At 43.8% G+C, this 13054-nt stretch carries 15 protein-coding genes and 1 tRNA gene; 6 read left to right on the top strand and 10 right to left on the bottom strand.

Features of this window, described 5'->3' with window-relative positions:
* Window positions 1-90: 90 nt before the first annotated feature.
* The 5 genes from IP510_RS09975 to IP510_RS09995 form a co-directional block, all read right to left on the bottom strand.
* On the bottom strand, window positions 91-951 hold the full coding sequence (locus IP510_RS09975; RefSeq protein WP_194364638.1) for a bile acid:sodium symporter family protein: 861 nt from the start codon (window positions 949-951) through the stop codon (window positions 91-93).
* A 381-nt stretch (window positions 952-1332) separates the two neighbouring features.
* Entirely contained in the window at window positions 1333-1665 is a 333-nt protein-coding gene (locus IP510_RS09980; protein ID WP_194364639.1) for a TIGR01244 family sulfur transferase, read from the bottom strand.
* A 144-nt stretch (window positions 1666-1809) separates the two neighbouring features.
* Entirely contained in the window at window positions 1810-2136 is a 327-nt protein-coding gene (locus IP510_RS09985) for a beta-lactamase hydrolase domain-containing protein (protein WP_194364640.1), read from the bottom strand.
* Between the two features lie 187 nt (window positions 2137-2323).
* Entirely contained in the window at window positions 2324-4033 is a 1710-nt protein-coding gene (locus tag IP510_RS09990; RefSeq protein ID WP_194364641.1) for a SulP family inorganic anion transporter, read from the bottom strand.
* Window positions 4034-4087: 54 nt separating this feature from the next.
* Window positions 4088-4393: an ArsR/SmtB family transcription factor gene (locus IP510_RS09995; protein ID WP_265087587.1), complete on the bottom strand. Its 306-nt coding sequence runs from the start codon at window positions 4391-4393 to the stop codon at window positions 4088-4090.
* 352 nt (window positions 4394-4745) lie between these two features.
* On the opposite strand from IP510_RS09995, the gene IP510_RS10000 reads away from it, so the two are divergent.
* The 3 genes from IP510_RS10000 (at window position 4746) to trxA (ending at window position 6963) form a co-directional block, all read left to right on the top strand.
* Window positions 4746-5618 carry an MBL fold metallo-hydrolase gene (locus IP510_RS10000; protein WP_194364642.1) on the top strand — a complete coding sequence of 291 codons (873 nt, stop codon included), beginning with the start codon at window positions 4746-4748 and terminating at the stop codon, window positions 5616-5618.
* Window positions 5619-5777: 159 nt separating this feature from the next.
* Entirely contained in the window at window positions 5778-6398 is a 621-nt protein-coding gene (locus IP510_RS10005; protein WP_194364643.1) for a class I SAM-dependent methyltransferase, read from the top strand.
* A gap of 127 nt (window positions 6399-6525) precedes the next feature.
* Window positions 6526-6963 (top strand): thioredoxin, encoded by a 438-nt coding sequence (gene trxA, locus IP510_RS10010; RefSeq protein WP_194364644.1) that lies wholly within the window; start codon window positions 6526-6528, stop codon window positions 6961-6963.
* Between the two features lie 164 nt (window positions 6964-7127).
* Here the strand turns inward: trxA and IP510_RS10015 are convergent, their stop codons facing one another.
* The 4 genes from IP510_RS10015 to IP510_RS10030 form a co-directional block, all read right to left on the bottom strand.
* Complete coding sequence (locus IP510_RS10015) at window positions 7128-7529, bottom strand: hypothetical protein (protein WP_194364645.1); 402 nt, start codon at window positions 7527-7529, stop codon at window positions 7128-7130.
* 193 nt (window positions 7530-7722) lie between these two features.
* Window positions 7723-8082, bottom strand: a complete 360-nt coding sequence (locus IP510_RS10020; protein ID WP_194364646.1) for a SirB2 family protein — start codon at window positions 8080-8082, stop codon at window positions 7723-7725.
* Window positions 8083-8139: 57 nt separating this feature from the next.
* A complete protein-coding gene (locus IP510_RS10025; RefSeq protein ID WP_194364647.1) occupies window positions 8140-8460 on the bottom strand; it encodes a BolA family protein in 321 nt (106 codons plus the stop codon).
* A 238-nt stretch (window positions 8461-8698) separates the two neighbouring features.
* Window positions 8699-9511 carry a M48 family metallopeptidase gene (locus IP510_RS10030; protein ID WP_194364648.1) on the bottom strand — a complete coding sequence of 271 codons (813 nt, stop codon included), beginning with the start codon at window positions 9509-9511 and terminating at the stop codon, window positions 8699-8701.
* 544 nt (window positions 9512-10055) lie between these two features.
* On the opposite strand from IP510_RS10030, the gene IP510_RS10035 reads away from it, so the two are divergent.
* Window positions 10056-10130: transfer RNA gene (locus IP510_RS10035), tRNA-Gly, on the top strand.
* Between the two features lie 257 nt (window positions 10131-10387).
* On the opposite strand, the gene IP510_RS10040 is transcribed toward IP510_RS10035, so the two are convergent.
* The gene (locus IP510_RS10040) at window positions 10388-11293 is read right to left on the bottom strand and encodes a LysR family transcriptional regulator (protein WP_194364649.1); all 906 of its coding nucleotides are present in this window, start codon (window positions 11291-11293) and stop codon (window positions 10388-10390) included.
* Window positions 11294-11599: 306 nt separating this feature from the next.
* Between IP510_RS10040 and IP510_RS10045 the strand changes: the two genes are divergently transcribed.
* Together IP510_RS10045 and IP510_RS10050 are read left to right on the top strand one after the other, a co-directional pair.
* The gene (locus IP510_RS10045) at window positions 11600-12313 is read left to right on the top strand and encodes a pirin family protein (RefSeq protein WP_194364650.1); all 714 of its coding nucleotides are present in this window, start codon (window positions 11600-11602) and stop codon (window positions 12311-12313) included.
* A gap of 109 nt (window positions 12314-12422) precedes the next feature.
* Window positions 12423-13034: a nitroreductase family protein gene (locus IP510_RS10050; RefSeq protein WP_194364651.1), complete on the top strand. Its 612-nt coding sequence runs from the start codon at window positions 12423-12425 to the stop codon at window positions 13032-13034.
* Window positions 13035-13054: the final 20 nt, after the last annotated feature.

Below are 13054 nucleotides of genomic sequence, written 5' to 3' on the forward strand. Positions count from 1 at the left end.
AAGTGCTATTTATAGCATTTCAACAGACCCTAGTATTCCAAAAAACACCCTTCCAGTATTTGGACGGGCTTTTCTTGATGTCGACTATCATCAGTTTTTATTTCTGATCAACGCAATAACAGGAATGGCAACCACATACATCAGTACGCCATATAGAGCAGCAGGTAGGGCGATGGCAGGTAGACCTGCTGCCGTTCCCATGATGATGGGTGCTAAGGTAATGGCAGTGGTACTGTTTTGAATGCTGGTTTCTATCGACACGGTCTTGGTATCAAACCAACTGAGCTTTAATAGCTTAGACGTCAACATACTCAAAGCAAATAAGATGACAATAATGAGGACAAGCTCTAACCCAATGGCAGTCGCTTGTGATTTGAGTAATGCCCAGTTAGAAGCGACCGCAGCGAAGACAATCAGTACAAAGAAGATACTGGCTATACCATTTAAAATGCCACTTTTGCTGACCATAAAGTTGGTGAACTTGCGGCGAGCGAGCATACCAAGCGTCACAGGCAACGTGGTCAATAAAAACATTACCAGACCAATCTTGACCGCGCTAATAGAGCCCGCTTGGTCTTTCATGAAATGATCAAACGCTAAGGTGATAAATATTGGCAAGGTGATGACCGATAGCAGACTGACCACGCCGGTCAATGCGACAGACAGGGCGACATTGCCTTTGGCATAAAAGGTCAGCATATTGCTGGTCACGCCGCCCGGGCAAAAACTAATCAGCATAATACCAAAGGCAATGGTTGGCGGCGGTGTGGTGATGAGTACTACTGCTAAGGCCACTAAAGGCACAAAAACAACTTGATTGACGAGACCGACAAAGAAGGCTTTTGGATTATTGGCAATGACTTTGAAATCACTGAGCTTTAAACCTGCTCCTAGGGTAAACATGATGTAGGCAAGTGCCAGTGGGAGTAATGCTAACGCAGTGTTGTTCATCAAACATTCCTTGTAAAACTACAGTGCCATATCAAGATGGCTTTTAAAAAAGAAACAGTAGTAGGCTCATACGCGTATCGCGCAGCTGCTCACAGTCCATGTGTGAAATTGTTTAAGTATCTAATTCTCTAAGTTTCTAAGTATTTAGAGAGTCAACCGTCTACCTATAGTACATCTAAACGGTGAATCCTCTTAGAGAGATCGAATGCTTTGATCAATAGTAGTGGTATTACGTGCGTTTGGTAACCCACTGGGTGTGACTATGGAGGTTTTTATCGTGTACATCGGTAGTGAGATTCTACTCATGATAAAAAGCCCACAAGTTGCTGTGGGCCAAATTTTTTGATTATCTCGTCAGTTAAGCAGTACTATTTATCCAAATTAGTCATCCAGCAAGTCCATTTGCTTGGCTGCTTCATAGATACCGTTTGAGCGGTTACCGGTACGGCAGAATATCAGCATTGGCTGCTCAGCTTGATTAAAGAAATCTGCAAATGCTTCGACGTGGGTCTGGTTAAGCTCGTTACCAGCAAATGATATTTCTTTGTACGCAAGTCCCGCTTCTTTAGCCGCTGCTTCAATGTCTGCGCTGGTTGGTTGATTTGGCTCTTCACCATCTGGACGGTTATTGATGATGGTTTTGAAACCGTTTTCGGCAATCATTGGTACTTGATCAGGGGTGATTTGGCCGGTAAAGCTAACTTCATGGCTCATGGGAGCTCCTTATTATTGTCTATATAAAGTGGTGTATTGGTTATTTGCATACAATGCTCAGCCTAATCTGAATCAGCAACTTTCTAAAGACGAGCTATGTAAACATTGAAACGGTTATGTTTTTCATTCACGGTTCTAGGCTGATTATAGTAGGCCCTGCATCAAGGCACTTTGATACAGCAGTTTGGCACGTGCGCCAGTACCACAAAACATCAGTATAGGCTTTGGCATAGAATGATAAAAATCAGCAAATTGCTCTACGGTAAACAGACTCAAGCGCTCATCATCAAAGGGTAGATGATGGTAGGCTAGGTTTGCTGCCTTGGTCGCCGTCGCTAAGTCACAACTGTTAGGCTGTGTCTCAATCTCAGCATCTGGGCGTATGTTGAGTACAGAGCGATAGCCAAGCTCAGCAATCTTCATACATTGGCTTGGGTATATTTGCTTATAAATCGTTAATTCATCGGTCATAAATGGGATCAATTGTGTTTGTTAAGGGGTGTTTTTTATTAAAGTTTATCAAATCGTGTGAGCATACTGTTCTGAGCATAACGTGCAGCTACTCAGTTGGTCTAGGATAACACAGGCGTTATCATAGCGATATTGTGTTGTAGACGACAATAACATTTGAGGAGTAGCCACTAACATAATATTAGTACTAGATTTTCTTTAACGCATCGACGGCATCTAAGGTACTTAGATAAACCTGCCCTGATAGCTCAGTCACCAACGGAGTATGACCGATGATGTCCATGACAGGGCCTTTGATGAAGCTAAAATGTAAGCACTTATTCTGTAGTGTTAACTCGTGGTTTAAGGTACAAAGCATCTCTTGAGCAGTCAGGTCAATATGATTGACAGCAGCCATGATGAGAACAATCTCGTGCGCCTGTGGATGCTGCTGCATGGCATTTAGAATACGATGATGTACGGACTCACTATTGCCAAAAAACAAACTCTCATCGATACGTAGCATCAATAAATTATCAAACGTCACAACGTCGTGGCGGTTGATATTGCGAAAGTGTCCCGTATTGCCTAACTGCCCAACGATGGCAACGTGGGGTTTACTTGACTGCCAAATTAAACTGGCGAATGACACCATCAGACCGATGACCAGTCCAGTGTTTAGCCCAAATATGAGCACCCCGATGAATGCTGCCAAAAAACTGGCACCATCCAAGCGATCACGCTGCCAAGCTGACTTTAAGGTGGCGATATCTATCAATCCAATGATAGAGGCCATGATGGTGGCACCCAATAGCGCGTAGGGTAGCGGGGCAAGAGCATCGCTAAAGGCGACCAACGCGGCAATCATGATCAGTACAGTGACGAGGCTAGCAAGCGGCGTCTTTGCGCCTGAGTCGACATTGATAGCAGTACGTGAGAAGCCACCTGCAACGGCAAAACTCTGAAACAGTCCACCAGATAAATTGGCGAGCCCTAGCCCAGTCAGCTCACGATTGGCATCAAATTTTTCGCCACGTAGCCGCGCATAAGTGCTGGCCACTGAGCTGCTCGATACAAAGATGATAAGCGCCATCAGACCCGCTGTTGGTAAGAGCTTGAGTGCTTCTTGTAAGTCTGTCACATGTGGCAGCGTAAAGCTTGGTAACCCACGCGGTATACTACCAATGGTCGCAACGCCACGTGAATCCCAATGTAGCGCCATACTCAGAACGATGGACAAACCCAATAAGATAAGTGGAAATAGGCGTTCAGCCCATTTAGCATAGGACGATGACAGCCACGTTTTCCATACCCACCCGCTCGCGTAGCGGTTGGCAACCAACAGTACAAAAGCTACAACACCGATCAGTAGCGTCAGTGGATGTAGCTGACTCACGTACAATTGCATGGTAGATAAGTAGCCAATTAAGCTACTGCCAGTGATGGGAATCGCCATTAGGTACTTAAGCTGGCTTATAAAAATCAGCACCGCAGCCCCGCTCACAAACCCTGCTGAGACCCCGCGACTGATAAACTGCATAATCCAGCCAAGCTTCAACCGTCCAGCAATCCACAGTAATGCGCCTACCATCAGTGCTAGCAGACTCGCCATCAGGGCATATTGCTCAGTGCCCTGCTCAGCATAAGGCAGTAGCCCACTGGCCGTCATAATCGCGGTGATTGCTACAGGGCCCACGGCTTGTACGTTACTTGAGCCAAGCCAAGCGTAGACGAGCACAGGGACAATGGCTGCATAGAGCCCATACACAGGCGGTAATCCTGCAAGTACGGCATAGCCTAAGCTCTGCGGTATGACCAATACGCCCACCACAAGCCCTGCGACAAGATCGGTCGGTAACGCTGTAAGCTGGTATTGGCGCAGCCAACTAGGAATCAGACGAGCAGCGATAGAAGACATATCAATACATCACCAATATATAGAGCAGCATAAAATAGTTAGGCGAGTACGGCGTTATTCGGTTTTGGCACAAAATCTCTGATAAAGCAGCTCTAGTACGGCTAACGCATCATCACTTGCGATACTATAGTAGATTTGCTTACCTTCGCGGCGTGTCGTAACCAGCGCATCTTTACGTAAGATACCCAGCTGCTGTGACAAGCTTGGTTGCCCAACACCGACCAAACTCTCAAGTTCACCAACGCAGTACTCACCTTGTGTCAACTGACAGAGCAACAGCAAGCGATCAGGATGTGATAGCGACTTTAGCAATTGGCTGGCTTGCATCGATGCTTGCTGCATTTGTTTGGCCAGATCCATAGGGGCAAAGTCAGCACTATCTGATGACGCATCATCATTAGCGCTGTGAGTAGATATATCTACTGCTGAAGTAGAAGTAGCCAGAATAAGCTCCTTGTATAAACAGGACGATAGACATCGCCGTACTGCTGAACAATATATAGTTGATTATCAAGGATATCAGGCAACATATCAAGTTATCATTATTTACATTATATAAATTGATAAACTATAGAGCGGTTGCTATATTAGATATAACAAATAAATCGTCAACACAAATGTATATTATATACGACTGCCTATCACACTTAAGGTTAATTAGAAATAAAAATTCCTATGGTATGAATGGTCATATATAAATGAAGAGGTAGCCATGCAAGTTCATTCTTTTTTAGACAGTGATACAGAAACCTATACCCATGTACTCGCCGATGTCGAGCAGCAGTTATGCGCCATCATTGATCCAGTATTAAACTTTGATGCCAAATCAGGCAGAACGAATACCAGTAGTGTTGATGAAGTCATTGAATTCGTACGCGAGCAGGGCTGGTCGCTTCAGTACATCATTGAGACCCATGCCCATGCAGATCATCTATCGGCTGCGATCCATGTCAAAGAAAGTCTAGGCGGACAATTGGTCATCGGTCAGCATATTACCGAAGTACAAAAAATCTTTAAGCAAATCTTTAATTTTGATACCAGTTTTCGCACAGATGCCAGTCAGTTTGATATTTTGACAGATGAAGGCCAGACACTAGCGCTTGGTGGTATTACCATCACTGCGATGTACGTGCCCGGTCATACCCGTGCTGACATGGCTTATCTGGCTTATGATGACGAAAAAACAGTGGTGTTCGTTGGTGATACTTTGTTTGCTCCAGATGTAGGTACAGCCCGCTGTGATTTCCCTGGTGGCGATGCCAAAACGCTTTACCAGTCTATCCAAAAGCTATTGGCGCTTCCCGAAGATACGACTATGTATCTGTGCCATGATTATCCAGGCGAAGGACGAAAACACTGTCCAACCACGACGGTTGCAGCACAAAAACTAGAAAACATCCATGTCAAAGACAGTATAAACGAAGCTGAGTTTGTACAGATGCGTGAGCGCCGTGATGCCACGCTGGATATGCCGCGCTTGATTATTCCAGCAGTGCAAATCAATATTGATGCAGGAAACTTTCCAGAGCCAGAGGATAATGGTACGCGTTATCTAAAAGTACCGATTAATGTACTCGGTGGATAAGTTGAACAATGAAATAACTGAAAATCGTTACCCGATGCAGCTCTACGTAAGTATCGTATGATTAATATCTATAAGAATGCTAATCTGTAACTGTCCGTTTTATAGATGCTGTGTATGACCAACTGCAAGCGCTAAGTGCGGCAATAACTGGAGAGAGCAATGAATCCATATGAGCGTTATGTATTGCCAAAGCTGATAGATATCACTTGTAGTACAGGTTATGTGATGAAAGCGCGGTCCAAAATCGTCCCTCAGGCACTAGGTGAGGTGTTGGAAATTGGTATTGGCAGTGGTCTAAATTTGCAGTTTTATGATGCTAATAAAGTCTCTTCTATTATCGGTGTCGATCCAGCGGCTCAGATGCAATCGCTCGCTCGCGAACGAGCCGCTGACATTAGCATTCCAGTGCAAGTGATAGCCGTCGATATACAAGGTATTCATGCTGATACAGATCAATTTGATACCATTGTCATGACTTTTACCTTGTGTAGTATTGATGATCCAGTAGCCGCGCTTCGAGAAATGGCACGCGTGCTAAAACCTAGCGGTCGCTTACTATTTTGTGAGCATGGACTGGCACCAGATGTCTCTATTGAGCGCTGGCAACATCGATTGACGCCTTTTTGGAAACCGATGGCAGGTGGGTGTCACCTCAATCGTGATATTCCAGCGATTATTAGAGAAGCTGGTTTTGTCATCGATGAGTTGAGCGAAGCATATTTGCCAGGTCCACGACCGATGAGCTACGTATATAGCGGCATTGCGCATTCAGCAGTATAGAGTACTAAGATGAACAATCATGCTAAAATTATTCGTGTAGCCAATCAATGCAAATAGCTTTTAGAGCAAAGCATTAGAGTATTTAAGATGACAAAACGATTAGAATAATTAAAATAGGAATCAAGTAATGAGCGAACAAAGTTTTCATTTAGTGTGCCCACATTGTCAAGCAACCAATCGTATACCTGCTACACGTCTCAGTGCTGATCCGAAATGCGGTAAATGCAGTCAAGCATTGCTGACAGCTAGCCCACGTGAGCTGAATGCGCAGACAGCTAATAAAGTCATTCAAAAAAATGAGGTATTGACCATTGTAGACTTTTGGGCAAGCTGGTGTCAGCCATGTCTCATGATGGCACCAGAGTTCAAGGTTGCTGCCAGTCATTTGCCTCAGGTGGTCTTTGCCAAAATCCAAACCGACAAATACGAGCAAGCAGCAGCGCCCTATAATATTCGCAGCTTACCGACGATGGTCGCTTTTAGGAACGGTAGGGAGGTGGCACGGCAATCAGGCGCATTGCCAAGTCATCAAATCATTCAGTGGGTGCAAAGCTTACCGTCATAGCATGAGTTAGATTAGGTGATTGCTTGTCCATGCTGTCTATCTAAGTACTCAAGTTGTCTACTATATAAAGCGTTAATAATAAAAAAGCCAATACGCGATCTGCATATTGGCTTTTTTGCTGTGTCATGCACTATCTTAATCATTTAGACAGCTTTTGCTTAATACTATTCACCATAAATCTTAATGCCATTTACAAAGCTACAGCGTTGAATACGAGCCGATTGAACGATTGCATCGTTCTCACCATAAAGCCTCGATAATTTTGCATCGCGCGCTTTGGTATCGTTGCTTTTACCCACCCCAAAGCTGATATTAGGCGAGATGCCCCAACGTCCTGCAGATATACCCACACCCACGCCTGACGCTGACAAAGTAGATTGCTCATTGCGTGCAGCTTGCACGTAGCGATTGACGCGATTGTACTCTTGGCTGAGTGCTTGGCAATCATAGCTCTGATAAGTGCTAGGAGGCACATACTGCGGTGTGATAGTGCCAGTAGAGGCGCAGCCTGCAAGACCAAACATGCCAACTGTTGCCAGTAGGGTCGCTGTCGTAAACGTTTTCATAATGGCTCCAACGGGCTAAGTGATTGTATATTATCTATTTAAGATAGCAAAAATAGCATCATTAAGATATCGAAAAAATATTACCAGCCGACCATGCTTTTGTTTTATTCATAGACTGATTGAAGCCATCAGTCCATCAGTAGTAATCGTGAACGGACGCTATTTAGCAGTTAAATAAATACGATAAGCTACTCTAAAACAAGTTATCCGGCTTGGCAAAGGCAAGAATCACGATACCAATATAGCCAACGGCAGCAATAAGAATGCCGGTCTTTCGCTGTGTAGGAGTCGCATCTGGTTTGAACGCTTTTATGCTAGAACTGATCGCAGCGATGAGTAAGATTATTTTGGCAAATACCCACTGTATCGGTGCATTAGCACCCATCAGCTGCATCAGCATGGTCGCACCCGACACAATAAGTAGGGCATAAATAATATGGGTAGCTATCTTGATTGCACGTGGCGCTTGTCTGTTTGCGCTCAGTACCAAATAGCTCTGGTACAAAAACAGCACAACCGTTAGCAATGCCATTAGCATATGGAGATGTTTCATCGAATATCGCTTCCTATAGAGTTGCAGTATGTAGACACACGTAGAGCGGGTAGCGGTCTACTTGTTTTGACCGGCACACAATGGACTGTCAGGACTTTGGCCTTGCCATTCTACCGGAGTATAAGCATGGATAGCCAAAGCGTGTACTTGGCCACCTTGTGATGTCAGCAATGAGTTGACTAATCCATATACTAGCTGATGGCGGGCGACCAAGCGCTTACCTTCAAAGGCTTTACTAACGACCGTTAGCTTAAAATGGCTTTCTTTGCCGTCAAAATAACCAGCATGATTCATTGACTCATTGACCAGCTCAATATGCTGAGGGTCTAAAGCTTGTAATTCACTGTTAAGCGCATTGGCAGTAGGTGTGGTACTCATAATAATCCTTCAGTATGTTTTGCTCAATTTGTCTAGTAGTCTGTAATCTGCTTGTCTGAGTAATCAACAGATAGTATTAACAATTGATTATAACAGACACCGCCAGTGAGACAGAATGCTAAGAGACTCTGACAACTGACTCACCATAAAAAAAGCAAAGCACAATAAATGGTATGTACTTTGCTTTTATAGAGTCTAAATTATCAACGTATTAGCGATGCCGATGGACAGCTACCGACTAACGGCGTGCCTTTTGATAAAGTGGGGTCACTTTTGGCATCAGTGACTGTAACTCTGCGATACGGCTGCTACTCGTTGGGTGAGTGCTGAGGAATTGTGGTGGCTCACCTTGGCTCGCTTTTTGCATTTTTTGCCAAAGCGTAACAGCCGCCTGCGGGTTATATCCTGCACGCGCCATCAGCTCAAGACCGATCTGATCGGCTTCACTTTCTTGAGTACGACTGTGGGGTAGGCTTAAGCCTAAATTACCCGCAGTACCTGCTAACTCAGCCTGTCCTTGTGATAAGCCAAATATACTGGCAGCCAGACCGATACCAGTTTGGGTTGCATACTCGCGTGACAGACGCTCACGTGAGTGTTCACGTAATGCATGAGAGATTTCATGACCCATGATAGCAGCAATCTCATCATCAGTGAGGTTCAGACGATCGATAATGCCCGAATAAAACATAATCTTACCACCCGGCACCACAAATGCATTCAGATCGTTAGACTTGATGGTGTGTACTTCCCATTGCCACTTCGCTGCATCTGCGCGGTAGACGCCAACTTGACCAACCAAGCGGTTCGCAATATTTTTTAAACGGTTTAGTTGAGCGGTATTGGTATCTAGCACACCTTTTGATTTTGCGTCTTGTAGTGTTTTGGCATAGCTTTGGGCAGATAATGCCAATACTTGCTCACTAGACACCAATAGCAACTGCTGACGATCAACACCAACCGCGCCAGTACTTGTCGTACTGGTACAGCCAGTCAAGGCCAGGGCTGACAACGAAGCGGCCATTACCGTCGTACTCAATAATTTTTTCATGAAAAATATCCTCTCTATAAAGTGGAAAAACCTACAAACGAACAAAGGGTAAAGCAGTGTCGTAGATGGCAAAGGGGGCCTTATTGGCCTCTTATTAGGGCTTACTCATCTACTCTGATGGTAAAATTCTACCTGAACTGCAATCAGACATAAGTATAATAATGTTAACCAACCAAAACCAAGAGTGAAAAAGTAACAATAGCATGGTCGATTGTAAATGAAGTAAATCAGTCAAACGCATGGCAGCATGATATTACTGTGCCAAATAAAGAGACGTTAAATGTGATTTATATATCATCTGCCATATAGCAATGAGAACAGCGCTGCAAATTGCCCTTATGACGAAAAAATAATTTATAATTTTTATAAGATTAATTATTTTTTAAATCAATTGCTTATATCTATTTGAGTCATAAAAACAGGCTTAGGTCAAAAATATTGGTCATAAATGTTAAAAAAGATGTTGACACACTCAGGATATTTGATAGAATAGCCAGCCTATCGAGACGGAGTTGTTGTTAACAACACTACAATTCGATAATCAGCGGGAATAGCTCAGTGGTAGAGCATAACCTTGCCAAGGTTGGGGTCGAGAGTTCGAATCTCTTTTCCCGCTCCAAATATGGCTTGAAAAAGCACTAAACCCTCATTTCTTATCATAAGAAGTGAGGGTATTTTTATGCAAAATACCTTCCAAATTAGACAGAACGATAGATATAAACCACTTATAGGGTCTACTCGTTAGCATACCCATACCCATACCCATACCGCTACAGCGTCTGTCTTGCTAGCCTTACGAATGTATCGTTTGTACTCCATTAGCTTTATATCGGCATTGTTGCGTATTGACGGTATGTTAGTTTTGTTAAAGCTTGATTAGAACTGATCCCAATAGGGATGGTCACCGAATCGCTCTGCAATAAAATCAATCAGGTAACGGCAGCGCTGAGATAAAAAACGGTTTTTTGGATATACCGCGTAAGCATTTAATGTGGGCAATTGATACTGTTGTAAAATAGGCAGCAGCTCACCACGCGCCAGTTTTTTGTAGGCAAGAAACGTCGGTATAGCGATGATGCCGTGCCCTTTGACAGCGAGATCAATCAAAAATTCCCCATTAGTAGCCTTAATTTTGGCATTCATCACATGGTAATGATGCTGACCATGCGCATCTACTAGCTCTATCTTACCTGTCTGACCAAGGCTGTATTCCAAAAAATCATGTCCTGCTAACGCTCCTATTGTCTCAGGCGTGCCCATTTTCTTCAGATAGTCAGGACTGGCGCAAATCACACAACGAATCAACGCCAGCTGCTTGGCTTGATAGCTCGAATCGCGCAGCTCTCCAATCCGAATGGCTAATTCATAGCCTTCTTCAATCAAATCGATACGCCGATCAGAAAAGTCCAGCTCAAATCGTAAGCTAGGATGCTGCTTCGCATATTCATCAATCACATCAGTCAGGTGCATGATGCCAAATGATAGAGGTGCTGTCATCTTGAGAGTGCCTTCAACACGTGTTGGCGCGTCGCTGGTGTCCTCATTGAGCGCATCGACGGCACTCAAGATATGGGTCACTTGCTGATAGTAATGCTCACCAGCCTGTGTCAGTTTTGATTGGCGCGTGGTACGACTGATTAATTGACTGCCTAGTCGCATCTCCAATTCTTTGAGACGACGGCTGACGGCTGATTTTGCAATGTTGAGTTGCTCTGCAGCTTTGGTGATACTGCCTGCATCGACAACGCGTACAAATATTGCCATATCTTCTAATTGTCCCATTATCGACACCTTCTAATTGTTCCCATAACAAGAACTAATGATTTTAATTGTTGCTGATTTTGATTGCTACGAGTTTTATAGCACCAGTCAAGGTAGATACTCGCATCATTCTATGGATATTCTAACGATTTAATAATAGGTCAACGACGGTATTGAGGTCTTATTGTTCTGATAAGAAGAATAGTTATTTGCATTTATCCTTATTTATCTAGTTATAGTCAACAATTATAATAGGGCTATTGTTTAAACGGGTTAATCGATAATAAGTATATAGAGAATTAATCTGTTGATACCTAAGGATAAATTATGAAAACGATCTATCATGCAGCAGATTCTCGTGGTGATGCCAATCACGGCTGGCTCAAAAGTCGTCATACCTTTAGTTTTGCCAATTACCATAATCCCGAGCGTATGGGCTTCGGAGCCTTACGCGTTATCAACGATGATTTTGTCATTGGTGGTCGCGGGTTTGGTAAACACTCTCACCGCGATATGGAGATTATCAGCATTCCCCTAGCAGGCAAGCTCGCTCATGGTGATAGCATTGGTAATGAAGGTGTGATTGAGACGGGTGAGATTCAAGTCATGTCAGCGGGTACAGGCATTACCCATAGTGAGATGAATGGCGATAATGAAGAGGCCATGAAGTTTTTACAAATTTGGGTCATGCCAAACAAAACTAACGTCACTCCTCGCTATCAGCAAGTAGATATGAACGCGCTCATGCAGCCTAATGAGTTTAGCCAAGTGCTGTCACCTAATGCGGATGATGCTGGCGTTTGGATTCATCAAAATGCTTGGTTTAGCATGGGTGATTTTGACGAAGGTATATCGCAAACTTATCAGTTAAATGATTCTAACAATGGTGTTTACGTATTTGTCATCAGCGGTGAAGTCGTGATAGAGAGCAATACTTTATCTACTCGTGATGGTCTCGGTATCTGGGATACTAAGAGTTTTACTATGAATGTAGAAGCAGCTGCCAGAGTACTGGTGATGGACGTGCCGCTGTTTATGTAGTCATTGGATAGCAAAGAAATCCATTAATTAGAATGTTTATACTAACAATTACTTATATTAAAAATTATTTTTATTAACAACGATTTTACTAACAACGTGGAGAAACACTATGTCAGATCTAACAACACTACAGCAGCTTGCAGAAAAACGTCGTTCTATCTATGCGCTAAGCGACCAACTACCAGTATCTAATGACGAAGTCGTGAAACTGGTTGAGCATGCTATTTTGCATACACCATCATCATTCAACTCGCAATCAACGCGCATCGTCGTATTGTTCGGTGATGACCATCGTAAGCTATGGGATATGACTGAAGACGCATTGCGCGAAATCGTCGGTGATGAAGAAAAATTCCAAGCGACCAAGGATAAGATTGGTGGGTTCCGTAATGGAGCTGGTACGGTATTGTTCTTTGAAGATCAGGCAGTAGTGAGAGGCATGCAAGCCGCTGCGCCACTATATGCTGACAATTTCCCAATCTGGGCAACACAGACCAGTGCCATGCATCAATACGTCATCTGGACAGCATTGGCCAGTATCAATGTTGGTGCAAATTTACAGCATTACAATCCAGTAATCGATCAGAAAGTGGCCAGTACTTGGAACATCGATCAGGACTGGGCCCTAAACGCACAGATGGTATTTGGTAAGATTGAGCAGCCAGCAGGGGACAAAGCATTTAAGCCAGTTGACGAGCGTATGAAAGTTTTTGGTGCATAACGCTATACTGCATAAGAAGG

The sequence above is a fragment of the Psychrobacter sp. NG254 genome, from assembly GCF_015277735.1.
Lineage (GTDB): Bacteria > Pseudomonadota > Gammaproteobacteria > Pseudomonadales > Moraxellaceae > Psychrobacter.